Genomic DNA, 24,316 nt, shown 5'->3' with positions numbered 1-24,316 from the left:
ACGACAACGTGGCAGGCAAACCGGCCAAGCCGGCGAACGCCATCGACCAGACCCGGCGGATGCTGTCGCTGGTGACCTATCTGCGCGAGCGCCCCGGCGCGCGTGTCAGCGACGTCGCCCGCGCCTTCGGCATCAGCGAGGACGAGCTGATCTCCGACCTCGACGTGCTGCCGCTGTGCGGGACCAGCTTCCGCGGGGGTGACCTCCTCGACATCGACACCGACGGCGACCGCATCTGGTGGCACAACCCGGCCGCCCTCGGCGCCGAGGCCGCGGAGCCGCTGCGGCTGGCCGCCGACGAGGCGACCGCGCTGCTCGTGGCCGCCCGCGCGGTCTCCACGCTGCCCGGACTGCGCGAGGGCGACCGGCAGGCCCTGCTGCGGGCCACCGCCAAGGTCGAGGCCGCGGCGGGCGAGGCGGCGGGCGCCAGCTCCCGGCTCTCGGTCACCTTCGAGTCCGAGGGCGGTGTCTTCGCGGACGTCGACCGGGCCATCTCCGAGCGGCGCCGTCTGTGGATCCGCTACTACTCGCCCGCCCGCGACGAGCTCTCCGAGCGGGAGATCGACCCCATCCGCCTGGTCAGCGTCGGGCACACCTATGTCGAGGCCTGGTGCCGCCGCTCCGAGGCGCGCCGCACCTTCCGGCTGGACCGGGTCGCCGAGATCCGCATCCTGGACGAGCCGTCCGCACCGCCCGAGATCGAGCTGCGGGACCTGTCCGAAGGCCTCGTGCAGCCCGCCGCGGAGGATCCCGAGGTGGTGATCGAGGTCGGCCCCGGCGGTCGCTGGGTCGCCGAGTACTACCCCCACGACACCGCCGAGGAACTGCCCGACGGCGGACTGCGGATCACGCTGCGGGCCCCCGACCCGGCCTCGCTGCGCCGGCTCGCGCTGCGACTCGGCGGAGACGGCCGGATCGTGTCGCCGCAGGATCTCGCGGACAGCGCCCGCCGGGCCGCGCGCGAGGCGCTCGCGGCGTACGACGGGCCCGAGCCGCACGGAGCGCTCGGCGCACCCCGGCCGGCCGCCGGGCAGGCCGCGCCCCCCGGAGTTCAGGACGAGCTGTACGACAGGCAGGAGCAGGGGCTGTGAGCACGTCGGCGATCACTGGTGCACATGACATGGCGGTGGCGTCGGCGTTCGCCGGGATGACGGGAGTCGCCCCCGTGCTGTTCAGAGCCGCCTGTCCCGACTGCCGGGGCCGCTTCGAGCTCTCCGCCGCGGCGCTGCGGCTGGCCGTCGGCGCCAGCAGCCGCACCACGTTCTACTCGTTCACCTGCCCCGACTGCGGGGAGGCCGTGCGCAAGCCGGCCGGTGAGCGGATCGTCGAGCTGCTCACCGGCGGCGGGGTGCGGACGCTGCGCCTGCACTCCGGGACCTGAGGGACAGGCGCTAGGGTCGACGACATGTTCTGGCCGATGTTCGCGATCGCTGTGGGTTTCCTGGGAATCGCCGTGCTCGGCGTGCTGGCTGTCCGCGTCTTCCTCGAGGCGCAGCGGCTGGGACGGCAGGTGGCCGATTCGGCGCAGCGGATCAACCGTGCCGCGGAGGATCTGGAGCGGGTCGCCGTGATCACCGCCCGCTCCGTGGACACCCTGTGAGTCGCGGTTGCGGGGCGTCCGAGGGGCTTCCGGCCTGTCGAGGCGGCGGGGCAGCCGGGTACGCTGCGTGTTGTGGCCCGGATAACGAGGCGCGGGCCGCGAACCGGGAGTACGCACAGGGATTGCCTCGCGTTTACCCCTGAGCGTTACGATCGCTGTCAGCGCGACGATCGGGCACCTGTCCGACCGATCGAACAGCTCCCCATCCAGCCGCCTCGGTGAGAAGGTAAAGACTTATGTTCGGAAGGCTCGGCGCCCCCGAGATCATTCTCATCCTCGTCGTCATCATCCTGCTGTTCGGCGCGAAGAAGCTTCCGGACATGGCGCGTTCGCTCGGCAAGTCCGCCCGCATCCTCAAGAGCGAGGCCAAGGCCATGAAGTCGGAGGGCCACGACCCGGCCCCCGCCGGCCCGCCGAACACCGACGAGCAGTCCCCCTCTCAGCGCACCATCCAGGCCGCGCCCGGCGACGTGACCAGCTCGCGCCCGGTGGCCGAGCCGACGGACACGACCAAGCGCTGACGCAGGGCCGGAGGCCTCCGGCCCGCCGCACGAGATGAGGACGTGGGTTGCTCAAGTCTGCCCGCAAGAAGGAGAGGGATCCCGAGGGTCGGATGCCCCTCGCGGAACACCTTCGTGAGCTCCGCAACCGGCTCGCGAAGGCGATGCTGGCCATCGTCGCCGTCACCGTCGTGGCCGCGTTCTTCTACTACGACATCATCAACTTCATCACGGAGCCGATCCTCAGCAAGGTCGGCTGCCACCAGACCTTCGAGGAACTGTCCAAGTCCTCCAAGGACCAGTGCGCGCAGCTGACGGTCAGCGGTCTGCTCATGCCGTTCACGCTGGCCCTGAAGGTGTCCCTGATGGCCGGTGTCGTCCTGGCGTCCCCGGTCTGGCTCTACCAGCTGTGGGCGTTCGTCGCGCCCGGCCTGCACCGGCACGAGAAGAAGTACGCCTACGGGTTCGTGGGCCTCGGCGCCCCGCTCTTCCTCGGCGGCGCCTACTTCGCCTACAAGGTGCTGCCCACCACGGCGAAGGTACTGCTGGACTTCACGCCCGACGGGGCGGTCAACCTGCTGCCGCTGGACAACCTGCTGGACCTCGTGACGCGCATGGTGGTCGTCTTCGGGCTGTCCTTCGAGCTGCCGCTGCTGCTGATCTTCCTGAACCTCACGGGGATGATCACCGGTAGGCGCATGCTGGGCTGGTGGCGGGGGATGATCCTGGGCATCACGCTGTTCGCGGCCCTCGCGACGCCCAGCACGGACCCGCTGAGCATGCTGGCCCTCGCGGGCCCGATCTGGGTCCTGTACTTCTTCGCCGTGCTCTTCTCCCTCCTGAACGACCGGCGCAGGCGGCGGCGCGATGCCGAGGGCCCCGCCGACGACGAGGCTTCCGAGCTCGACCTCACTCCCGAGGACATCGGCGAGATCGAAGCCGTCCCGGCCGGACGGGCGCTGCCCGAGCAGGCCAGCACGGACCGGGTCAACGGTTATGACGACGTGACCTGACGGGGACCGGGACCTCGTAAGGTCGGGCCGTGACCAGCGAGATCACCCTCTTCGTCAACCCCACCGCGGGCCGCGGCCGGGGCGCCCACGCGGCGCAGCCGGCCGCTTCGGCGTTGCGGGCGGCGGGCTTCCTGGTGCGGACGGTCCTCGGCGCGGACGCCGGGGACGCGCTCGCACGCGCGCGTGCCGCCGTCGCGGAGGGCACCGGAGCCCTGGTGGCCGTCGGCGGCGACGGGATGGCGAGCCTCGCCCTGCAGGCCGTCGCCGGCACGCGCACGCCGCTCGGGCTGGTCGCCGTCGGCACCGGGAACGACTTCGCGCGGGCCCTCGGGCTCCCGGTGCGCGACCCCGCGGCAGCGGGGCGGCAGATCGCCGACGCCCTCAAGTCCGCCCGGCTGCGCGACGTCGACCTCGGGCGGGTCGGCGGCACCTGGTTCGGCACCGTCCTCGCCTCCGGCTTCGACTCCCGGGTGAACGACCGGGGCAACCGGATGCGGTGGCCCGCCGGCCGCTTCAAGTACGACCTGGCCATGCTCGCGGAACTGGCCTCCTTCAAGCCGTTCCCGTACCGGATCACGCTGGACGGCGGCGACGTCCGGGAGGTCGAGGCGACGCTGGTGGCCGTCGGCAACGGCTCGTCGTACGGCGGCGGCATGAGGATCTGTGCCGACGCCGACCTCGGCGACGGGCTGTTCGACGTCACCGTCGTCGGGGACTGCAGCCGTACGACGCTGCTCAAGGTGTTCCCGAAGGTGTACCGGGGCACGCACCTCGGCCATCCGAAGGTGACCGTCCACCGGGCCGCCCGGGTCGAGCTGGTGGCCGACGGCATCACCGGGTACGCGGACGGCGAGCCGCTCGGGCCGTTGCCGCTGACCGCGGAGTGCGTGCCCGCAGCGGTCCGCGTCGCCGCTCCCTGACCTGCTGAGCTGGGCGGATCCGGGTCCCGGGCCGGCGGATCCCGATAATGATCGTCCTGTTGTCAGTGGCTGCCGGTAGGCTCGAAAGCACGATGACAGAGGACCTCTCACCGGCCGAGCGGTACGCGGCAGCACGGAAGCGCGCTGCCGAGCAGGCCACCGCGCTCGCCTCCTTCCGCGAGATGTACGACTTCGGCCTCGACCCCTTCCAGATCGAGGCCTGTCAGGCGCTCGAGGCGGGCAAGGGCGTTCTGGTGGCCGCGCCCACCGGCTCGGGCAAGACGATCGTCGGCGAGTTCGCCGTCCACCTCGCCCTCCAGCAGGGCAAGAAGTGCTTCTACACGACCCCCATCAAGGCGCTCTCCAACCAGAAGTACGCCGACCTCGCCCGCCGGTACGGCGCGGACAAGGTCGGCCTGCTCACGGGCGACAACAGCGTGAACTCCGACGCCCCGGTGGTCGTGATGACCACCGAGGTGCTGCGCAACATGCTCTACGCCGGCTCGCAGACCCTGCGCGGCCTCGGCTACGTGGTCATGGACGAGGTGCACTACCTCTCCGACCGCTTCCGGGGCGCCGTCTGGGAGGAAGTGATCATCCACCTCCCCGAGTCGGTGACCCTCGTGTCGCTCTCGGCGACCGTGTCGAACGCCGAGGAGTTCGGCGACTGGCTGGACACGGTGCGGGGCGACACCCAGGTGATCGTCTCCGAGCACCGGCCCGTGCCGCTCTTCCAGCACGTGCTCGCCGGACGGCGGATGTACGACCTCTTCGAGGAGGGCGAGGGCCACAAGAAGGCCGTCAACCCCGACCTCACCCGCCTGGCGCGGATGGAGGCGAGCCGTCCGTCCTACCAGGACCGCAGACGGGGCCGCGCCATGCGCGAGGCGGACCGGGAGCGCGAGCGCCGGCAGCGCTCGCGCGTGTGGACGCCCAGCCGGCCCGAGGTCATCGAGCGGCTCGACTCGGAAGGCCTGCTGCCCGCCATCACGTTCATCTTCAGCCGCGCGGCCTGCGAGGCCGCCGTCCAGCAGTGCCTGCACGCGGGCCTCAGGCTGAACGACGACGAGGCACGGACGCGCGTCCGCGAACTCGTCGAGGAGCGCACCGCCTCCATCCCCACGGAGGACCTGCACGTCCTCGGCTACTACGAGTGGCTGGAGGGACTGGAGCGCGGCATCGCGGCCCACCACGCGGGCATGCTGCCGACGTTCAAGGAGGTCGTCGAGGAGCTCTTCGTACGCGGTCTAGTCAAGGCCGTGTTCGCCACGGAGACCCTCGCGCTCGGCATCAACATGCCGGCCCGGTCGGTGGTGCTGGAGAAGCTCGTCAAGTGGAACGGCGAGCAGCACGCCGACATCACTCCCGGCGAGTACACGCAGCTCACCGGCCGCGCGGGCCGCCGCGGCATCGATGTCGAGGGCCACGCGGTCGTCCTGTGGCAGCGCGGAAGCAGCCCCGAGCACCTGGCGGGACTCGCGGGCACCCGGACGTATCCGCTGCGTTCCAGCTTCAAGCCGTCGTACAACATGGCCGTGAACCTGGTGGAGCAGTTCGGCAGGCACCGCTCGCGCGAGCTGCTGGAGACGTCGTTCGCCCAGTTCCAGGCGGACAAGTCGGTCGTCGGCATCTCCCGGCAGGTGCAGCGCAACGAGGAGGGGCTGGAGGGCTACAAGGAGTCCATGACCTGCCACCTCGGGGACTTCGACGAGTACGCGCGGCTGCGCCGTGAGCTCAAGGACCGGGAGACCGAGCTGGCCAAGCAGGGCGCGGCCCAGCGCCGGGCCGAGGCGGCCGTCGCCCTGGAGAAGCTCAAGCCCGGCGACGTGATCCACGTTCCGACGGGCAAGTACGCGGGGCTGGCGCTCGTGCTGGACCCGGGGCTGCCCGCCGGCCGGTCCAACGGCCACCGGGGCTTCGAGCACGTCGACGGCCCGCGCCCGCTGGTGCTCACCGCCGAGCGTCAGGTCAAGCGGCTGGCCTCGATGGACTTCCCGGTGCCCGTGGAGGCGCTGGAGCGGATGCGGATCCCGAAGTCCTTCAACGCGCGTTCGCCGCAGTCCCGCCGGGACCTCGCCTCCGCGCTGCGTACCAAGGCCGGGCACATCGTCCCGGACCGGCTGCACAAGAAGCGGTCCGCGGCGGCCGACGACCGGGAGATCGCCCGGCTGCGCACCGCCATCCGGGCGCACCCCTGCCACGGGTGCAGCGACCGCGAGGACCACGCCCGCTGGGCCGAGCGCTACCACCGCCTGCTGCGCGACACCTCGCAGCTGGAGCGCCGCATCGAGGGCCGGACGAACACGATCGCCCGCACCTTCGACCGCATCGTCGCGCTTCTGACCGAGCTGGACTACCTGCGCGGCGACGAGGTCACCGAGCACGGCAGGCGGCTCGCCCGGCTCTACGGCGAACTCGACCTGCTCGCCAGCGAGTGCCTGCGCGCAGGCGTCTGGGAAGGACTCGGCCCGGCCGAACTGGCCGCGTGCGTCTCCGCGTTGGTGTACGAGTCCCGGGTCGGCGACGACGCCATGGCGCCGAAGGTGCCGTCCGGCAGGGCCAAGGACGCGCTCGGCGAGATGGTCCGCATCTGGGGCCGCCTCGACGCACTGGAGGAGGACTTCCGGATCAGGCAGACCGAGGGGGTCGGCCAGCGCGAGCCGGACCTCGGTTTCGCCTGGGCCGCCTACCAGTGGGCGTCGGGAAAGGGTCTCGACGAGGTGCTCCGGGAGGCGGAGATGCCCGCGGGCGACTTCGTGCGCTGGTGCAAGCAGGTCATCGACGTGCTGGGCCAGATCTCGGCCGCCGCGCCGGTCTCCGGCCAGACCTCGACGGTCGCGAAGAACGCCCGCAAGGCGGTCGACGGGCTGCTGCGCGGTGTCGTGGCCTACTCCTCAGTGGGGTAGCGGGTCCCGTCCGTTCCGATCAGGTGCGCCGTCCCCGGCAGGGGGCGGCGCACCTGTGTGTGCAGGGCATTCTGCCGGCAGGCACGCGGCGGGGGGTGCCGCACCGGGCAGAACGGTGCTTTCGCACGCCCGTGTGCCGTCACGCACCGTGTGCGAACGAAGCCTGAGCGTGCAAATGGGGTCGAGAGTACTCCTGCCCCATGGGCGATTTCAGGGGCTTGCCGAACATGACACGGCGGATGATCCGGTCGGACTAAGCTCGCCCGCAGCGCACCGAGTTGAGATGAATTCGTGCGTTTGTTCATAAGGGTTCCAAAAGTCCAGAACGATCCCCCCACTCCAGCCGACTTGTCTCAGAGGGCATACATGGTGAGTGTTCAATCGCCTCCCGGTGGCCGCGAACTTCCCTACGCACGGGTGCTGTTGCTGCCGGCCATACTGATGGCCGCGGTGTCCGGGGCCGCCGTCGCCATGGTGACGGAACCGGCCAGGACCGCCGTCGGCTGGTGCGGTGCCGTGGCCACGCTCCTGGTGATCGCGACCGCGGCGGAGGCGGTACGCCGCGGCCGTGCCGCCCGCGCCCTGGGCGCCGACCTCGCGCACCGGAACGCCTGCCTGGAACAGCGCTTGGCCGGCCACGACCAGGAGATCGTGCGCCTCGGCACCGAACTGCTGCCGGCCGCGCTGCACCGGCTGCGCGGCGGAGAGCCCGTCTCGAGCGTGATGCGCACGCTCATCGACGCCGATCCCGCCCACCGCGAACTCTCCGACGCGCAGCGCGTCCTGACGCGGGCCGTGCTCGACATCGTGGACCACGAGACCGCGCTGCGCGACTCCGCCCAGCGCGCCTTCGTCAACATCGCCCGGCGCGTCCAGGCGATCGTCCACCAGCAGGCCAACGAACTCCGCGAGATGGAGGAGGACCACGGGCGCAACCCCGAGGTCTTCGACGACCTTCTGCGCATCGACCACGGCACCGCGCTGATCGGCCGCCTCGCCGACTCCATCGCCGTGCTCGGCGGCGGCCGCCCCGGACGCCAGTGGCCCGCGCCCGTACCCCTGTTCAGCGTGCTGCGCGGCGCGATGTCCCGGATCCTCGAATACCGCCGCATCGAACTGCATGCGATCGCGGAGGTCGCCGTCGACGGCATCTCCGTCGAACCGCTCATCCACGCCTGCGCCGAACTCCTCGACAACGCCACGCGCTACTCGCCCCCGCAGACCAAGGTGCACGTCACCGCCGTCGAGGTGCAGACCGGGATCGCCATCGAGATCGAGGACGGCGGCGTCAGCCTCAGCGAGGAGGCCCGCGGCCGGGCCGAGAACATGCTCCGGCTGGCCCAGGCCGGCATCGACCTCAACGACCTGGGGGAGGCCCCCCGCCTCGGTATGGCCGTCGTCGGCCGCCTCTCGCAGATGTACGACATGCAGGTCTCGCTGCGGCAGTCCGCGTACGGCGGTGTCCGCGCCGTCCTCGTCGTGCCGCACGCCATGCTCACCACCGAGCCCGCCCCGGGCCTCGCCCACGGCGTCGGCGCCGCCGCCGTACCGCGCATGGACACCGGCGGCGTCGAGGGCCCCGCCCGCAAGCCCAAGAAGCGCCGCCCCACCACCGGACCCCGCGTCCCGGCCCCGATGGACGGCCACCTGGAGGACGAGGCCCCCGAGGTGACCGAGTGGGCGCCCAACGGGCTGCCCCAGCGCCGCAGCCGCGTCAAGGTCTCGTTCACCCAGCGGATCGCCGAGGCCCGGGCCGCCGAGGCCGCCGCGGAGGCGGCCCGAGCGACCGCACCCGTCTGGGCGCCCGACCCGGCCCCCGAGCGGCAGGAGCCCGAACCGGGCCTGTGGGTCGAGGCGTTCATGAACGGACTCAAGGGCGGCGACCCCGCACCGGGCGCCCCGGCCACGAGCAACCAGCCGGCCCGCGTCGAGGCCGACGACGAGGGGGACCTCAAGTGAGGCAGCAGCGAGCCAACTTCGACTGGATGCTCAAGGAGCTCTCCGACGGCGTCCCGGGCACCCGGCAGATCGTGGTGCTCTCCGCCGACGGGCTGCGCATCGCCCGCTACGGCGGCGACCCGGACGCCGCCGACCGCCTCGCCGCCGCCTGCGCGGGACTGCAGAGCCTGGCCGGAGCGGTCGCGGGTGAGATCCCCGACAGCGACGGCCGGATGCGCATGGTCATCATCGAGATCGACGGAGGCTACTTCTATCTCATGTCGGCCGGCGCCAACGCCTACCTCGCGGTGCTCGCCGACCGGACCGTGGACGCCGGACTGATGAGCAATCGCATGCGCGACCTGGTCGTACGGATCGGAGCGCATCTGACCAGCCCGCCGCGGCGCAACGGGCAGACCGTATGACTCCTCCGCGACGCCGACGGCGCCACCCCGAGCAGGAGCAGCCCGCGGAACCGCCCCGAACGGGTCAGGACGACAGGATCCCGGAGCGGCTGTACGTACTCACGGGCGGGGGTGAGGGCGGTGAGCGCGCCCCGCTCGACCTGGTCACCCTGGTCGTGGCGAACGTCGGCGCGCCCCCGCCCAACTCCCAGCCGGAACAGTCGGCGCTGCTCCGGCTCTGCGCGGCCCCCCTGTCCGTGGCCGAGATCTCGGCCTATCTGAATCTGCCGTTCAGCGTGGTGACCGTGCTGCTCACCGAGCTGCTGGCGGCCGAACTGGTACAGGCGCGCGCCCCGATCGTCCGTTCGGCGCTCCCCGACCGTTCCCTCCTCGAAGCGGTGATGCATGGACTTCAAAAGCTCTGACACCATCACGGGCCCTCGCACCGCGGACCATCTGCCGCACACGGCACAGGCCGCCGTGAAGGTCGTGATCGTGGGCGGCTTCGGAGTCGGCAAGACGACCATGGTGGGCTCCGTCAGCGAGATCAGGCCGCTGACCACCGAGGAGACCATGACGCAGGCCGGCATCGGAGTCGACGACGACTACGGCTCGGAGACCAAGACGGCCACCACCGTCGCCATGGACTTCGGACGCATCAGCATCACGGAGCAGCTGGTGCTGTACCTGTTCGGCACGCCCGGCCAGGAACGCTTCTGGTTCCTGTGGAACGGCCTCTTCGAAGGCGCGCTCGGCGCGGTCGTCCTGGTCGACACCCGGCGGCTGGAGGTCAGCTTCGACGTCATCGGCCGCCTCGAGGAGCGCGGTGTGCCGTTCGTGATCGCCATGAACGACTTCCCGGACGCCCCCCGCTGCCCGGTCGAGGACCTGCGCACGGCACTCGACCTGTCCGCGGAGATCCCCATCGTGAAGTGCGACGCGCGGCGCCGTGCCTCCAGCCGGGACGTCCTCATGACGCTGATGCGCTTCCTGCACTCGCTGGCGATGACGCCGACGTCCGCTTAGGGCCGCTCCACCCCAAGACAGCACATCCACCTCAGCCTCGGAGCCACCACCGTGACGCCAGAACCCCACTCCCTGACCGGCATGGACGAGCCCACCCTCGGACCCGCGCCCGGCTGCCCCGCCCGCGGACTCGGCCCGGGCGGGCTGCGCCGGCTGTACGGTCCCGAAGCCGAGGACCTGTCCGCCCTGTACGAGAAGCTCCGGGCCGAACACGGCGCGGTGGCACCCGCGTTGCTCCACAACGACGTGCCCGTCTGGGTGGTGCTCGGGCACACCGAGAACCTGCACATGGTGCGCACCCCCTCGCAGTACGCGCGCGACAGCCGGCTGTGGACCGCCGTACAGGACGGCACGGCGGGGCCCGACCACCCGCTCGCGCCGCACATCACCTGGCAGCCCATCTGCTCCCACGCCGAGGGCGACGAGCACCTGCGGCTGCGCGGCGCGGTCACCGGCGCCATGTCCACGATCGACCACCGCGGTATCCGCCGCCACATCAACCGCTTCACCCAGGTCCTGGTCAACCGGTTCTGCGAGCGGGGCACCGCCGAACTGGTCGGTCAGTTCGCCGAGCACCTGCCGATGGCCGTGATGTGCGAGATCCTCGGCATGCCCGAGGAGTACAACGACCGCATCGTGCAGGCCGCCCGCGACATGCTCCGCGGCACCGAGACGGCCATCGCCAGCCAGGCGTACGTCCTGGACGCCCTCCAGCGACTGACCGAACGCCGCCGCGAACATCCCGCCGAGGACTTCGCGAGCCAGCTGATCAGTCACCCTGCGGGGCTGACCGACGACGAGGTCACCAAGCACCTGTGGCTGGTCCTCATGGCGGCCTACGAGGCCACCGCCAACCTCCTCGCCAACGTGCTGCGCATGGTCCTCACCGACCCGCGGTTCCGGGCCCAGCTCAACGGCGGCCAGATGACGGTCCCCGAGGCGGTCGAGCAGTCCCTCTGGGACGAGCCGCCGTTCAGCACGGTCTTCGCCTACTTCGCCAAGCAGGACACGGAGTTGGGCGGTCAGCGCATCCGCCGGGGCGACGGGCTCCTCTTCGGCATCGCCCCCGGCAACGTCGACCCGCGCGTCCGCCCCGACCTCGCGGCGAACATGCAGGGCAACCGCTCCCACCTCGCCTTCGGCGGCGGGCCTCACGAGTGCCCGGGCCAGGACATCGGCCGTGCCATCGCCGACACGGGTGTCGACGCGCTGCTGATGCGCCTGCCGGACGTCGAACTGGACTGCGCGGAGCACGAGTTGCGCTGGACGTCCTCGATCGCCTCGCGCCACCTGGTCGAACTGCCGGTGCACTTCGCGCCCAAGCCCCAGCAGGACGTCGAGCAGCGCCCGGCCGCACACCCCCTGCCGGCGCCGCGGCCGGACTGGCAGGTCACGACCGCGCCGTCGCCACAGCAGCCGGTGGCGCCGCCCGCCGGGCCCGCCGCCCCGCAGGAGGCGCGGCCGGGTGCGGATCCGGCCCGTCACCCCGGCGCCTGGCAGCGCCTGCTGCGCTGGTGGCGCGGCTACTGAGCCCAGTCGTCGTACGCGGACCACGCGCCGAGCACCCGGTCGCTGGCGAACCGGTGCTCGTGTCCCGTCAGCGGATCAATGAACTCCAGTGCGCGCGCCAGCAGTTGCAGCGGGCGCCGGAAGTCACCGACCGGAACGGGGCCGCTCACCACCGGATACAGCGGGTCGCCGAGGATCGGCACGCCCAACGTTCTCATGTGGGCCCGGAGTTGATGGGTCTGCCCGGTCTCGGGCGTGAGCCGGTAGCGGCCGAGACCGGACCGCTGCTCCACGAGTTCGATCCGGCTCACGGCGTTCGGCTCGCCCTCGGTCTCCCGGGCGGCCGGCACGCCGCGTTCCTTGACGATCCGGCTGCGGACGGTCCGCGGCAACGCCAGACCGGGGGAGTACGGGGCCACCGCCTCGTACTCCTTGCGGACCAGTCTGTCGCGGAACAGCGTCTGGTACGCGCCCCGCTCCTGCGGCCGCACGGTGAACAGGACGAGCCCGGCCGTGAGCCGGTCGAGGCGGTGCGCGGCGCTCAGCGCCGGGATGCCCAGTTCCCGCCGCAGCCGCGCCAGCGCGGTCTCGGCGACATGGCTGCCGCGCGGGGTGGTGGCGAGGAAGTGCGGCTTGTCGGCGACCACGATGTGCTCGTCGTGGTGGACGACGTCGAGGGGGAACGGCACCCGCTCCTCGTCGGGCAGCTCCCGGTGGAACCACACGAACATGCCCGGCAGGTAGGCCGTGTCCGGCCGTACGGGCCGCCCGTCCGCTCCGACGATCAGTCCGTCGCCGAGCATCCCGTCGATCACCCCGGGCCCCGCCGCGAGCCGCTCCACCAGGTGCTCACGCACGGTTCTCCAGCTTCCGCCCTGCGGCAGCCTGATCCGCACGGGGTCCACCCCGTCGCGCTGCGGCAGGGGGGAGGGCGGAATCGGGGGCCTGCGTCTCATCGCGGTCAATCGTACGAGGCGCGGTCCGTCCCGGTCGCCGCGGTCGCCCGGGGCCGGACCGGTGGCCGCCGCCGGCCGGACCCTCGACGCCGGTTCGGGAGGACGCCCTCAGGAGGACGCCGGTTCAGGAGGACGCCGCCTCCTGCTCGGCCTCCACCTGGGCGTTCCACTCCCGCTTGGCGGCCTGCCAGCCGTCCTCGTTGTGCCCGAGCCGCCAGTAACCGGAGACCGAGAGGTCCTCGCGCGGGATCGCGTGCTCGACGCGCAGCAGACGGCGCAGGTCCTTCACGAAGCTCGCCTCACCGTGCACGAACGCGTGCAGCCGGCCCTCCGGGAACTCCAGGGCCCGCACCGCCTCGACCAGGGCCGCGCCCACCGGCCGCGCCCCCCGGTGCAGCCAGACGACCTCCACGTCGGAGTCGATCTTCTGCTCCTCCTCGGGCCCGGAGATCTCCACGAAGGCCCGGGCCTTCACCCCGGCGGCCAGGGACTCCAGGGTGGCCGCGATGGCGGGCAGCGCGCTCTCGTCACCGGCCAGCAGATGCCAGTCGGCGCTCGCGTCGGGCGCGTAGGCACCGCCGGGGCCCAGGAACCGTACGACGTCGCCCGGCCGGGCGCGCAGGGCCCAGGGGCCGGCCAGCCCCTCGTCGCCGTGCACCACGAAGTCGAGGGTCAGCTCGCGCAGTTCCGCGTTCCAGTGGCGCACGGTGTACGTCCGGGTGACGGGCCACTGGTCGCGGGGGAACTCCTCGCGGATCCGCTGTACGTCGAAGGGCTCGGGGTAGGTGACGCCCTCGGCCCCGAACAGCAGCTTCACGTAGTGGTCGGTGCAGGAACCCACGGTGAAGTCGGCGAGGTCGTCGCCGCCGAGCACGACCCGCTGCATGTGGGGGGTCAGCCGCTCGGTCCGCACGACACGCGCGGAATGGGGCTTCGGGGTCCTGCGTGCCGGACGCTCTGCCATGACGGCCTCCCAGTAGGTGCTTAGGCATACCTAAGTTAGCAGCTGCCCCCAGTTAACACCTCAGGCCTGAAGTGTCGCGAGCAGTCGCTGCAGGGATCCACCCAGACTCCACCGCGCGCCCAGCTCCGCCAAGCCGGACGGGTCGCGCGGCGCGTGCGGCAGCGCGGTGTCGACGTCCGGCAGGGGCACGTCTCCCGCGACCCGCACCACCTTGGGCGCCACCTTCAGGTACGGCCGTGACTCGTCCAGGCGCCGGCGCTGCGACGGTGTCAGCCGGGCCTTCGGGTCGTCGACGGCGGCCATGATCCCGGCCAGGTCGCCGAACTCGGCGAGCAGCTTCGCGGCCGTCTTCTCGCCGATACCGGGAACGCCCGGCAGTCCGTCGCTGGGGTCTCCGCGCAGCAGCGCCAGATCCGCGTACCCGGCGCCGTCGACCCCGTACTTCCCGCGGAGCCACGCCTCGTCGGTGAGCTGGAGCGAGGCGACGCCCTTGAGCGGGTACAGGACGCGGATCTCCCGCTCGTCGTCGACCAGTTGGTACAGGTCGCGGTCGCCGGTGACGATGTCGACCGGGCCCGTGGCGCGCCCGGCGAAGGTGCCGATCACGTCGTCCGCCTCGTACCCCTCGACGCCCACGCGCGCGATGCCGAGTGCGTCGAGCACCGCCTCGATGACGGGCACCTGCGGCGACAGGGTGTCCGGCACCTCCTCCTCGTCCGGGCCCAGCGCGCGCTCCTCGGCGACGCGGTGCGCCTTGTAGGAGGGGATGAGGTCGACCCGCCACTGCGGGCGCCAGTCGGCGTCCATGCAGGCGACCAGGTTGTCGGGCCGGTGGTCCTTGACCAGGCGGTCGATGAATTCGAGCAGTCCGCGCACGGCGTTCACGGGCGTGCCGTCGGGGGCCCTCACCGAATCGGGGACCCCGAAATAGGCCCGGAAGTAGAGGGAGGCGGTGTCGAGCAGCATCAGGCGTCTGGTCACCCTGCGCATCATGCCGTACGGCACCGACAGTCTCCGGCCGGTGGGAGTGCGTGGCCCGCCCGGGGTGTCGCACCCTCCTGACGTGGGACGAAGGGCCGTGCCCGGCGGGGACGTGAACGCGCTGTGAACTGAACCACTCCGGCGTTTGGCCCAGGGGCAAAGGGGCAGGTGCCGGGCCGGAGCGAAGCCGGTCGTATCTTCAACATCTTGCGACGAATGCCATCCGGCCGAGCGGACAGAACCCGCCTCGCTCCACGGCCCGCGGCGGGGGAGGCGGGCCGTCGTGGTTCCAAGACGAGAGGCGCCCGTGGCATCCAGGCTAGAAGCGGAACATCTGTACAAGGTGTTCGGCAGACGACCCGAAGACGCGGTGGAACGGCTCCGGGCCGGAGCCGGCCGCGACGAACTGCGTGAGGGCGGCACCACCGCGGCGGTTATCGACGCGTCGTTCACGGTGGAACCGGGCCAGATCTTCGTGGTCATGGGCCTGTCCGGGTCGGGCAAGTCCACGCTGCTGCGCATGCTCAACGGGTTGCTGGAGCCGACCGCGGGACACGTGCGCTTCGACGGACAGGATCTGACGGCGCTGAGCCCCCGGGCGCTGCGCGAGGTCCGTTCGAAGAAGATCAGCATGGTCTTCCAGCACTTCGCGCTCTTCCCGCACCGCAGCGTCCGCGAGAACGCCGCCTACGGCCTGGAGGTCCAGGGCGTGCCGGGTGCCGAGCGCAGGAAGCGGGCCGCGGAAGCGCTCGAACTGGTCGGTCTGGGCGGCTGGGAGAAGTCCTGGCCCGACGAGCTGTCAGGCGGTATGCAGCAGCGCGTGGGCCTGGCCCGCGCGCTCGCCACCGACGCCGATCTGCTGCTGATGGACGAGTCGTTCAGTGCCCTGGACCCGCTGATCCGCCGTGACATGCAGGACCAGCTGATCGAGCTTCAGAAGAAGCTGAAGAAGACCATCGTGTTCATCACGCACGACCTCAACGAGGCCATGCGGCTGGGCGACCGGATCGCCGTCATGCGCGACGGCCGCATCGTCCAGACCGGCACCGCCGAGGACATCCTGGTGCGCCCCGCGAACGACTACGTCGCCTCCTTCACCCAGGACGTGGACCGCACCCGGGTCCTCACCGCGGAGTCCGTCATGGACACCGATGTACGCGGCGACGAGGCGGACTGCTCCTGCGAGACCGCCGCCCCCGACACCTCGTTCACCGAACTGTGCGCCATCAGTGCCCGGTTGACGCATCCGGTCGCGGTGCTCGACGAGCACCGCGAACTCGTCGGCGTCGTCCCCCGGCAGCGGCTCGTCGCCTTCCTCGGCGACGAGCAGGGCGAACCCGTGGCGTGCGGCACGCCGCGCGACCGGAGCGTCGAGGCGGTGCAGGCCGGTGCCTAGGATCCCCTTCGGCGACTGGGTCAACGCCACGGTCGACTGGCTGCTGAACCACATGGCGTGGCTCTTCGACTTCCTCAAGACCGTCTTCCTGGGCGCCTTCGACGGCATCGACGCCGTCCTCCAGGCTCCCGAACCGCTCCTCCTCGCCGGCATCTTCGCGGTGATCGCCTTCTGGCTGCGCGGCACTTCCGCCGGTGTCCTCACCTTCCTGGGATTCGCCTTCATCGACTCCCTCGAACTGTGGGAGGACGCGATGGTGACCCTCTCGCTCGTCCTCGTCGCCACACTCATCGCGCTGGTGATCTCGGTGCCGGTGGGCATCTGGGCGGCGCGCTCGGACCGGGTCAGCGGACTGGTCCGGCCGGTCCTGGACTTCATGCAGACGCTCCCCGCGATGATCTACCTCATCCCGGCGATCCTCTTCTTCGGCACCGGGGCCCCCGCGGGCATCGTGGCCACCCTGATCTTCGCGCTGGCACCCGGCGTGCGGATGACGGAACTCGGCATCCGCCAGGTCGACAGGGAACTGGTCGAAGCCGCCGACGCGTTCGGCACCACACCCGCCAACACGCTGCTGCGCATCCAGCTGCCGCTGGCGCTGCCCACGGTCATGGCCGGCGTCAACCAGGTCATCATGCTCGGACTGTCCATGGCCGCCATCGCGGGCATGGTCGGCACCGGAGGTCTCGGCGGCGACGTGAACGAGGCCATCGGCCAGCTGAACGTGGGCCTCGGCTCCGAGGCCGGTGTCGCCATCGTCATCCTCGCGATCTACCTGGACCGCATGACCAGCGCGCTCGGCACCCAGGTGTCGCCGCTCGGCCGCCGCGCCGCCGCCAAGGTCCGGGCCGCGCAGGGGCTGTCGATCCGGTCCTACCGTCCCCGTCCGGCCGTGGCCGTCATCGGCGTGGTCGTGCTCGCGCTGGTCGCCGGAGGAATGGGCGTCTTCGGCGGCGGAGCGGACAGCACCACCGCCGCGTCCGACGGCGAGAACGTCGGCCACGGCAAGAAGGTCACCATCGGTTACATCCCGTGGGACGAGGGGGTCGCCTCCACGTTCCTGTGGAAGGAGATCCTCGAGGAGCGCGGCTTCGAGGTGGACACCAGGCAGTTCGACGCCGGACCGCTCTACACCTCCCTCGCGCAGGGCAGCGTCGACTTCCAGACCGACGCCTGGCTGCCGACCACGCACGAGCAGTACTGGAAGAAGTACGGCAAGCAGCTGGACGACCTGGGCTCCTGGTATGGCCCGACGTCCCTGGAGCTGAGCGTGCCCTCCTACCTGAAGGGCGTCGACTCCCTGGCGGACCTCAAGGGCCGGGCGGACGAGTTCGGCGGCAGGATCACCGGCATCGAGTCCAGCGCCGGGATGATGGGCCTGCTCAAGAGCAAGGTGCTCAAGGAGTACGGGCTCGACGAGGAGTACAAGGTCGTCGACAGCTCCACGCCCGCCATGCTGGCCGAGCTGAAGCGCGCGTACGCCGAGAAGAAGCCCGTCGTCGTCACGCTGTGGTCGCCGCACTGGGCGTACAGCGACTACGAGCTGAAGAAGCTCAAGGACCCGAAGGGTGCCTGGGGCAAGGGCGACGGCGTGCACACGCTCTCCCGCAAGGGCTTCGCCGAGGACAACCCGGTCGTCGGGAAGTGGCTCAAGAACTTCCGGATGAACGAGAAGCAGCTGACCGGTCTCGAGGCGGAGATCAACAAGGCGGGCAAGGGCGCGCAGCAGGACGCCGTGCGGGCCTGGCTGAAGCGCAACCCCGGTGTCGTCGACAAGCTGGCGCCGGTCAAGAGCGCGTCGGCCGCCCCCGCGGAGGCCGAGCGTGACGTGAACGTGGCCTGGTTCCCCTGGGACGAGGACGTCGCGGTCACCTACCTCTGGAAGAACGTCCTGGCCCGGCGCGGCTACACGCTGAACCTCAAGCAGATGGACGTCGGCCCGGTGTACACGGGACTCGCGAGCGGCGACCTCGACGTCAACTTCGACGCGTGGCTGCCGTACGCGCAGAAGAACTACTGGGACAAGCACAAGAACGACCTGAAGGACCTGGGCACCTGGTACAAGCCGACGTCGCTGGAGGTCGCGGTGCCCTCGTACGTCAAGGGAGTCGAGTCCCTGGCGGATCTCAAGGGCAGGGCCGGCACCTTCGACGGGAAGATCATCGGCATCGAGCCGGGCACCGGCGAGATGAACCTGCTCAAGAAGAAGGTCCTGCCGGGCTACGGCCTGGACAAGGAGTACAAGGTCGTCGACGGCTCCACGCCCGCCATGCTGGCCGAGCTGAGGCGCGCGTACGCCAAGAAGGAGCCGGTCGCCGTCGTCCTGTGGTCCCCGCACTGGGCCTACAGCGAGTACCGCCTCACCAAGCTGAAGGACGACAAGAAGCTGTTCGGTGAGGGCAACACCATCCGCACCATCGCCGCCAAGGAGTTCCCGCAGCGGTATCCGCAGCTCACGAAGTGGATCAAGAACTTCAGGATGAGCGAGGACGAGCTCGGCAGCCTGGAGAGCGAGATCAAGAAGCGCGGCCAGGGGCACGAGGAGGACGCCGTCGCCGCGTGGCTGAAGCAGCACCCGGACATGGTGGAGCGGATGACTCCGCAGTAGCCCACCCCTCGCGCCGTTCCCGCGGCGCCCGGCCTCGCCCACGAAAAGGATCCGGCCAACCACATCGCCGTGAGCGGCCGCCGGGACGAACCCTGCGGCGCTGCTGATCACCGCCCCGGCGGGCCGTCCGGTACAACTGGTCAGCGCTTTCGTCCCACGGGCGGAGGCCGCGCCGGGCGGGGCCGGAGAACGCGTCGGCTGGCGCGAACCGCAACCCCGGCCGTCCCACGGAATGACACCGATGTGACGGCCGCGTGAAACGGTTTGCCGAACATGCGTAGGGTGCAGAGAACTCATCAGCCGCAGCGCGGTGAAGAAGCGGCCGGGATCAGCGGACCGACGAGCGAGGGAGGGAGCCGGAGCTATGGGCGACCACAAAGAACAGCCCCTGCGGGTGGGCGCGGCCGTCCGGCGGCGGCGCCGGGCACTGGAGCTCACCCTCGCCGTCGTGGCCGAGCGCAGCGGCCTGTCGGTGCCCTTCCTGAGCCAGGTCGAGAACGAGCGGGCCCGTCCCAGCAGACGCTCCCTGGAGCGGGTCGCCGCCGCCCTCGACACCACCGCGGGCGAACTGCTCGCCGCGGCCGACCCGGCGTGCAGCGTCGACGTGGTGCGCGCCGACGGCAGCGAGACCACTCCCGAGGCCCAGGTGCGCCCCCTGGTGCGCGGGCACCACCAGCTGCACGCCACGGAGTTCACCGGTGACCACGACGCGGGCCGCGAACTCCAGCACCGCAACGACCAGGTGATGTACGTCGCAGACGGTGCCGTCGAGGTCGAGGCGGAGGGCCGCGCCCATCGCCTCGGGCGGGGTGACACGCTGTACCTGACGGGCGGGGTGCGGCACCGGTGGCGCGCGACCGTGCCGGACACGCGGGTCGTCGTGGTCGCCGTCGCCGACCACATCGACGCCGTGGAGGACCGGCACGCCTTCGGTGGCCGCTGACCCGGCCGCTCCCTCCGCCGTCCTCCCGTTCCGCGACCACGGCAGTAGGACGCCGGGATGAGCGGTCCGCACGGCACGGCGCGACGGGTGGTCTCGCTGGTGCCCTCGCTGACGGAGGCCGTGGCGGTGACGCTGCCCGGCGTCCTGGCCGGCGCCACCGACTGGTGCAGCCACCCCGCGGACCTCGACGTCCCCCGGATCGGCGGCACCAAGAACCCCGACGTCGACGCGATCCTGCGGCTCGCCCCCGACCTGGTCGTCGCCAACGAGGAGGAGAACCGCGCGCCCGACCTGTCGGCCCTGCGCGCGGCGGGCGTAGAAGTCCTGGTCACCGAGGTACGGGACGTGCCCGGAGCCTTCCGCGAGCTGGACCGGGTGCTGCGGGCGTGCGGGGCGCCGGGGCGACCGCGCTGGCTCGACGAGGCCGAGGCGGCGTGGTCCGCGCTGCCGGGGCCGGACGCTCCGCGCACCCCCGGCGCTCGCGAGCCCGGACCGGGCGGGCCTCCCGGCCCCTCCGGGGGCGCGACCGCCGTCCCACCCGCCCACGGCACGGCCGCCGTCGGCCCCGTTCCCCGTACGACCGCCGTCGTGCCGGTCTGGCGGCGGCCCTGGATGGTGCTCGGCCGGGACACCTTCGCCGGGGACGTGCTGGCCCGCCTCGGCGTGGACAACCTGTACGCGGCGCACCCGGAACGCTATCCGCGCGTACCCCTGGAGGAACTGCGGGCCGCGGCACCCGATCTCGTGGTGCTGCCCGACGAGCCCTACCGCTTCACGGCCGGGGACGGGCCCGAGGCGTTCGCCGGGACGCCCTGCGCGCTCGTCGGCGGACGTCATCTCACCTGGTACGGGCCGTCACTGGTGGAGGCCCCGCGGGTCATCGGCGAGGCGCTGCGAGCAGCTCGCCGCTGAGCAGACCACGGCCCGTACGGACGGCGGCCACCGCCCAGGCGGCCACGAGCACCGCGTACAGGACGACCGCCAGACCGTCGAACGCGGCGAGCCCGGTGCGTCGCGCGAGCCCCTCAGCGCCGGTGACACAGGTGCCCACCGGGAAAGTGAACGCCCACCAGGTCATCGTGAACCCCATGCCCCGGCGCCGGGCCCGCAGCACCATCGCGCAGGCCAGGCCGAGCCACAGCAGCGCGAAGCCCATGACCGGCACGCCGTACAGGAGGGCGAGGACCCCGAAGCCCTGCGCGTACGGGTCGGGGACGACACCGGGGGCGTACCGCGCGAACTTGTCGGTGGCCGTCGTGGACTGGCCGAGCGGGCCGAGGACCAGGAACAGGGCCGGGGTCAGGGCGGCCGGGAGCGGGCCCGAGGTGAGCAGCCGCGCGAAGATCGCGGGGAGCATCAGCGCGGTGGCCAGCAGGCTCAGCCCGAACATCGCGACACAGGCGAGCAGCAGGCTCTCCCGGGCCTGCCCGGGCGGAAGGTGCGGGACGAGGAGGGGACCCGCGGCGGCGGACACCATCGGTGCTACCACGGGCAGCAGCCACACGGGCGTGGCCGCCGCGGCCCCCGCCGGGGCCCGGGTCACCAGGAGGTACGGCACCGCCACGGCCGCGGTCAGCGCGACGGCCGTACCGGAGGTGAACAGCACGACGTCCAGGGCCAGCGCCGCGCGGGTCCCGATCCAGGCCTCGCCCACGACGAGCGCGCCGCCGCCGACGGCGACCAGGGCCATGGCGAGGCAGCCGTAGAAGGGCGCGACGGCGGGGTCGCGGAGGTGGGCGCGGGCCTGGTCGCGGTGGTGCGCCCAGTGCAGGGTCCGGGCGCCGAGCAGCACGGCGAGCAGGGTCAGCGCCAGGGCCCAGACGGCCGCGCACACGGTGGACAGTCCGGGAACGTCCCGGGGGAGTCCCGCTCCCGCCGTGGCCACGATCGCCGTACCCATCACGCCGGCGTACCAGTTCGGGCCGAGGTGCCGGAGGGCTGCGTGGGGACGGCGGGCCCGGGTGCCGGGGAGCGCGAGGGGCTGGGCTGCGGTGACCATACGGCCACGGTCCCGCCCCGGCCGGGCCCCCACCAGGGAGTATGGCTCTATGAGGGCATAAGCTGAGCTTATGGGCATGGTGTGGTCGTGGTCGCGGTGACTGAGAATCCGGAGCCCGCGAACGGAGCGGGGCAGCCGGCGGGGATCGCGCACCGGGTGCCCGACCTCGGCGCGCTGGAGCTGCTGCTGGCCGTGGCCCGGCTCGGGAGCCTCGGGCGGGCCGCCCGGGAGGTGGGCATCACCCAGCCGGCGGCCAGCAGCCGGATCCGCTCCATGGAACGGCAGCTGGGGGTGGCCCTGGTGGACCGTTCCCCGCGCGGTTCCCGGCTCACCGACGCCGGGGTCCTGGTCACCGACTGGGCGCGGCGGATCGTGGAGGCCGCGGAGGCGTTCGACGCGGGCGCGCAGGCGCTGCGGGGCCGCCGTGACTCCCGGCTGCGGGTCGCGGCGAGCATGACGATCGCCGAGTACCTGCTGCCGGGCTGGCTGATCGCGCTGCGCGCCCAGCGCCCCGGCACGGCGGTGTCGCTGCTGGCGGGCAATTCGGCGGCGGTCGCCGAACGGCTGCTGGCCGACGAGGCGGACCTCGGCTTCGTGGAGGGACTGTCGGCGCCCGCCGGGCTGGACTCGGTGGTGATCGCCCACGACGACCTGATCGTCGTGGTGGCGCCCGGTCATCCCTGGGCACGGCGGCGGGCCCCGCTCGCCGCGGCCGAGCTGGCCGTGACTCCCCTCATCCTCCGCGAGACGGGCTCGGGCACCCGGCAGGTCCTGGACGTCGCCCTGGGCGGTCTGGCTCTCCCGCTGCTCGAACTGTCCTCGACGACGGCGGTCAAGGCCGCCGCGGTGAGCGGCGCGGGCCCCGCGGTGCTGAGCGAACTCGCCCTCGGTGAGGAGCTCTCCTCCCACCGTCTGGTCGGCATCCCGCTCGCCGACGTCCGGCTCCACCGGTCCCTCCGCGCGGTCTGGCCCACGGGGCACCGCCCGACCGGTCCGGCGAGGGACCTGCTGGCCCTGACCCGCAGCCGCGCCTGAACAAGCGGCTCAGGAGGCGGCTCGCACCAGGGCCCGCACGACGCGGGGGTCCTCGCCCATCTCGGGGTGCCACTGCACTCCCAGTACCCAGGAACCGCCGGGCAGTTCGACCGCCTCGACGGTCCCGTCCGCCGCGTGGGCCGAGGCGACCAGGCCCTCGCCCAGGCGCTCCACCGCCTGATGGTGGTACGCCGGTACGGCGGTGGGCTCCGGCACCGCCCGTGCGTAGCGGGTTCCCGGCACCGGCCGCACGTCGTGCTCCCCGAAGACGCCGACGTCCTTCACGTGCCCTTCGAGGTGCTGTACGAGGGTGCCGCCGAGCGCGACGTTCAGGAGCTGCATCCCGCGGCAGATCCCGAGCAGCGGTGTCCCGGACGCCAGCGCGGCCTGGATCAGGGCGAGTTCCCAGGCGTCCCGCTCCGGTGCGGGCGGGCCCGTCCGTGGGGAGCGCTCGGCGCCGTACCGCGCGGGGTCGACGTCCGGGCCGCCCGCCACGACCAGGCCGTCCAGGCGGGCCACGGCACCGGCCGCGTGCGCGGGATCGTCCGGCGGCAGCATGACGGCGAGTCCGCCGGCCCGCTGCACCAGCCGGGGATAACCGGCCGGCAGCAGCACCGCGTCGAGGGTCCAGACACCCCAGCGGACCTCGGGCTCGTAATACGTGCTCACGCCGATCAGCGGTCTGTTCACGCCGCGCTCCCTCGTGCCGTGGTGCGTCCCCGCTCCGGGATTCAATGGAGCGCACTCATACCTTTGCGGGACGACCGAGGACAGTGCAACTCCCCCGAGGAGACCGGCGGGTCACATGAGGAACCCGCGCAGCAGCGCCGCCGTCCCCGCGCAGTGCTCGCGCGTCATCTCCCGCGCCCCGTCCGCGTCACCGTCGAGGACGGCCTCGACCAGGGCGATGTGCTGGCGCTGCGAGTGCTCCAGGTTCCGCACCAGCAGGGGGATGCAGTCGAGCAGGTCGTTGAGGCCGGCCCGTACGGCCGCGTACCGGGCCGCGAGTGAGGGCGACCCGCACAGCTGGGCGAGCGTGAGGTGCAGCAGGGTGTCCAGGCGGCGGTACTCCGTCAGCGGGGCGTCGTGCGTGGCGGCCAGCGCGCCGCGCAGCCGGGCCGCCTGCTCCGGGGTGAGGCCGTGGGCGGCGCACAGCCCGGCCGCGCCCACCTCCAGGACCTCGCGGAACCGCAGGACGTCCTCGATGTCGACCGCCCGGCTGCGCCGGCGCAGTTCGTCCTGGCCGCCCGCGTCGGACCTCGGCCGTACGAACGTGCCGCCGTAGCGGCCCCGCCGGGACTCCACCAGCCCCTCGTCCTGGAGCACCTTCAGCACCTCGCGCAGCGTCACCCGGCTGATGCCCAGCCGCTCCGCCAGCTCACGCTCCGCGGGCAGCCGCCCGCCGGCCGGCACCAGGCCGAGCCGGACGACCTGGAGGATCTGTTCGAGTGCCTCCTCGAAGCCGTTGCCCGCGCGGACCGGCCGCAGGACCGGTGCCAGCCGGTCCCCGGAACCGCCCGCCTCTCCGCCGGCATCCGTCTGCGGCATCCGGTCGTGCCCCCTTCCCAAGCAATGGTTCTCGGCAATACCTTATGGCTCCGGCTGACCGAAGGAGGCA

At 72.1% G+C, this 24,316-nt stretch carries 23 protein-coding genes; 17 read left to right on the top strand and 6 right to left on the bottom strand.

Annotated elements, in window-relative coordinates; genetic code table 11:
* The first annotated feature begins 8 nt into the window (after nucleotides 1-8).
* The 12 genes from ACFYP4_RS27650 to ACFYP4_RS27595 all read left to right on the top strand — a co-directional run bounded on the left by ACFYP4_RS27650 (nucleotide 9) and on the right by ACFYP4_RS27595 (nucleotide 11,837).
* The gene (locus tag ACFYP4_RS27650) at nucleotides 9-1,091 is read left to right on the top strand and encodes a WYL domain-containing protein (protein ID WP_358854633.1); all 1,083 of its coding nucleotides are present in this window, start codon (nucleotides 9-11) and stop codon (nucleotides 1,089-1,091) included.
* Between the two features lie 29 nt (nucleotides 1,092-1,120).
* Nucleotides 1,121-1,381: a hypothetical protein gene (locus ACFYP4_RS27645; RefSeq protein ID WP_388789202.1), complete on the top strand. Its 261-nt coding sequence runs from the start codon at nucleotides 1,121-1,123 to the stop codon at nucleotides 1,379-1,381.
* Nucleotides 1,382-1,405: 24 nt separating this feature from the next.
* Nucleotides 1,406-1,600 carry a hypothetical protein gene (locus tag ACFYP4_RS27640; RefSeq protein WP_358854635.1) on the top strand — a complete coding sequence of 65 codons (195 nt, stop codon included), beginning with the start codon at nucleotides 1,406-1,408 and terminating at the stop codon, nucleotides 1,598-1,600.
* A gap of 236 nt (nucleotides 1,601-1,836) precedes the next feature.
* Nucleotides 1,837-2,121 carry a Sec-independent protein translocase subunit TatA gene (gene tatA / locus ACFYP4_RS27635; RefSeq protein ID WP_358854636.1) on the top strand — a complete coding sequence of 95 codons (285 nt, stop codon included), beginning with the start codon at nucleotides 1,837-1,839 and terminating at the stop codon, nucleotides 2,119-2,121.
* 47 nt (nucleotides 2,122-2,168) lie between these two features.
* Nucleotides 2,169-3,113, top strand: coding sequence for a twin-arginine translocase subunit TatC (gene tatC / locus ACFYP4_RS27630; RefSeq protein WP_358854637.1), 945 nt, complete (start codon nucleotides 2,169-2,171; stop codon nucleotides 3,111-3,113).
* 29 nt (nucleotides 3,114-3,142) lie between these two features.
* On the top strand, nucleotides 3,143-4,033 hold the full coding sequence (locus tag ACFYP4_RS27625; RefSeq protein ID WP_388788951.1) for a diacylglycerol kinase: 891 nt from the start codon (nucleotides 3,143-3,145) through the stop codon (nucleotides 4,031-4,033).
* A gap of 47 nt (nucleotides 4,034-4,080) precedes the next feature.
* Complete coding sequence (locus ACFYP4_RS27620; RefSeq protein WP_358854639.1) at nucleotides 4,081-6,939, top strand: DEAD/DEAH box helicase; 2,859 nt, start codon at nucleotides 4,081-4,083, stop codon at nucleotides 6,937-6,939.
* A 366-nt stretch (nucleotides 6,940-7,305) separates the two neighbouring features.
* A complete protein-coding gene (locus ACFYP4_RS27615) occupies nucleotides 7,306-8,898 on the top strand; it encodes an ATP-binding protein (RefSeq protein ID WP_388788948.1) in 1,593 nt (530 codons plus the stop codon).
* The gene (locus tag ACFYP4_RS27610; RefSeq protein ID WP_358854641.1) at nucleotides 8,895-9,302 is read left to right on the top strand and encodes a roadblock/LC7 domain-containing protein; all 408 of its coding nucleotides are present in this window, start codon (nucleotides 8,895-8,897) and stop codon (nucleotides 9,300-9,302) included. The genes ACFYP4_RS27615 and ACFYP4_RS27610 overlap by 4 nt, the downstream gene beginning before the upstream one ends.
* On the top strand, nucleotides 9,299-9,706 hold the full coding sequence (locus ACFYP4_RS27605) for a DUF742 domain-containing protein (RefSeq protein WP_358854642.1): 408 nt from the start codon (nucleotides 9,299-9,301) through the stop codon (nucleotides 9,704-9,706). Before ACFYP4_RS27610 ends, ACFYP4_RS27605 begins: the two co-directional genes overlap by 4 nt.
* Nucleotides 9,687-10,307, top strand: a complete 621-nt coding sequence (locus ACFYP4_RS27600; RefSeq protein WP_358854643.1) for an ATP/GTP-binding protein — start codon at nucleotides 9,687-9,689, stop codon at nucleotides 10,305-10,307. Before ACFYP4_RS27605 ends, ACFYP4_RS27600 begins: the two co-directional genes overlap by 20 nt.
* Nucleotides 10,308-10,358: 51 nt before the next feature.
* Nucleotides 10,359-11,837, top strand: coding sequence for a cytochrome P450 (locus tag ACFYP4_RS27595; RefSeq protein WP_358854644.1), 1,479 nt, complete (start codon nucleotides 10,359-10,361; stop codon nucleotides 11,835-11,837).
* On the opposite strand, the gene ACFYP4_RS27590 is transcribed toward ACFYP4_RS27595, so the two are convergent.
* The 3 genes from ACFYP4_RS27590 to ACFYP4_RS27580 all read right to left on the bottom strand — a co-directional run bounded on the left by ACFYP4_RS27590 (nucleotide 11,831) and on the right by ACFYP4_RS27580 (nucleotide 14,726).
* Nucleotides 11,831-12,772, bottom strand: a complete 942-nt coding sequence (locus tag ACFYP4_RS27590; protein WP_388788943.1) for an RluA family pseudouridine synthase — start codon at nucleotides 12,770-12,772, stop codon at nucleotides 11,831-11,833. The two genes, ACFYP4_RS27595 and ACFYP4_RS27590, sit on opposite strands and share 7 nt — an antisense overlap.
* A 124-nt stretch (nucleotides 12,773-12,896) precedes the next feature.
* Nucleotides 12,897-13,736: a siderophore-interacting protein gene (locus ACFYP4_RS27585; protein ID WP_388788940.1), complete on the bottom strand. Its 840-nt coding sequence runs from the start codon at nucleotides 13,734-13,736 to the stop codon at nucleotides 12,897-12,899.
* A gap of 60 nt (nucleotides 13,737-13,796) precedes the next feature.
* A complete protein-coding gene (locus tag ACFYP4_RS27580) occupies nucleotides 13,797-14,726 on the bottom strand; it encodes a 5'-3' exonuclease (RefSeq protein ID WP_358854650.1) in 930 nt (309 codons plus the stop codon).
* A 298-nt stretch (nucleotides 14,727-15,024) separates the two neighbouring features.
* Here ACFYP4_RS27580 and ACFYP4_RS27575 point away from each other — a divergent pair, with 298 nt between their 5' ends.
* The 4 genes from ACFYP4_RS27575 to ACFYP4_RS27560 all read left to right on the top strand — a co-directional run bounded on the left by ACFYP4_RS27575 (nucleotide 15,025) and on the right by ACFYP4_RS27560 (nucleotide 20,576).
* Entirely contained in the window at nucleotides 15,025-16,113 is a 1,089-nt protein-coding gene (locus tag ACFYP4_RS27575) for a betaine/proline/choline family ABC transporter ATP-binding protein (protein ID WP_358854647.1), read from the top strand.
* Nucleotides 16,106-18,721, top strand: coding sequence for an ABC transporter permease/substrate binding protein (locus ACFYP4_RS27570; protein WP_358854648.1), 2,616 nt, complete (start codon nucleotides 16,106-16,108; stop codon nucleotides 18,719-18,721). Before ACFYP4_RS27575 ends, ACFYP4_RS27570 begins: the two co-directional genes overlap by 8 nt.
* A gap of 364 nt (nucleotides 18,722-19,085) precedes the next feature.
* Complete coding sequence (locus ACFYP4_RS27565; protein ID WP_358855796.1) at nucleotides 19,086-19,664, top strand: XRE family transcriptional regulator; 579 nt, start codon at nucleotides 19,086-19,088, stop codon at nucleotides 19,662-19,664.
* A gap of 57 nt (nucleotides 19,665-19,721) precedes the next feature.
* A complete protein-coding gene (locus tag ACFYP4_RS27560) occupies nucleotides 19,722-20,576 on the top strand; it encodes a helical backbone metal receptor (protein ID WP_388788935.1) in 855 nt (284 codons plus the stop codon).
* On the opposite strand, the gene ACFYP4_RS27555 is transcribed toward ACFYP4_RS27560, so the two are convergent.
* The gene (locus ACFYP4_RS27555) at nucleotides 20,542-21,663 is read right to left on the bottom strand and encodes a TDT family transporter (protein WP_388788932.1); all 1,122 of its coding nucleotides are present in this window, start codon (nucleotides 21,661-21,663) and stop codon (nucleotides 20,542-20,544) included. The genes ACFYP4_RS27560 and ACFYP4_RS27555 overlap by 35 nt on opposite strands.
* A gap of 96 nt (nucleotides 21,664-21,759) precedes the next feature.
* On the opposite strand from ACFYP4_RS27555, the gene ACFYP4_RS27550 reads away from it, so the two are divergent.
* Nucleotides 21,760-22,698: a LysR family transcriptional regulator gene (locus tag ACFYP4_RS27550; protein WP_388788929.1), complete on the top strand. Its 939-nt coding sequence runs from the start codon at nucleotides 21,760-21,762 to the stop codon at nucleotides 22,696-22,698.
* A 9-nt stretch (nucleotides 22,699-22,707) separates the two neighbouring features.
* Here the strand turns inward: ACFYP4_RS27550 and ACFYP4_RS27545 are convergent, their stop codons facing one another.
* Entirely contained in the window at nucleotides 22,708-23,388 is a 681-nt protein-coding gene (locus ACFYP4_RS27545) for a gamma-glutamyl-gamma-aminobutyrate hydrolase family protein (RefSeq protein ID WP_358855800.1), read from the bottom strand.
* Nucleotides 23,389-23,499: 111 nt separating this feature from the next.
* Entirely contained in the window at nucleotides 23,500-24,246 is a 747-nt protein-coding gene (locus tag ACFYP4_RS27540; protein ID WP_388788926.1) for a FadR/GntR family transcriptional regulator, read from the bottom strand.
* Between the last annotated feature and the right edge of the window lie 70 nt (nucleotides 24,247-24,316).

The organism is Streptomyces sp. NPDC005551 (assembly GCF_042871785.1).
GTDB lineage: Bacteria > Actinomycetota > Actinomycetes > Streptomycetales > Streptomycetaceae > Streptomyces.
The sequence above is the reverse complement of the archived record's forward strand: the minus strand, read 5'-3'. Positions and strand labels throughout refer to the sequence as shown.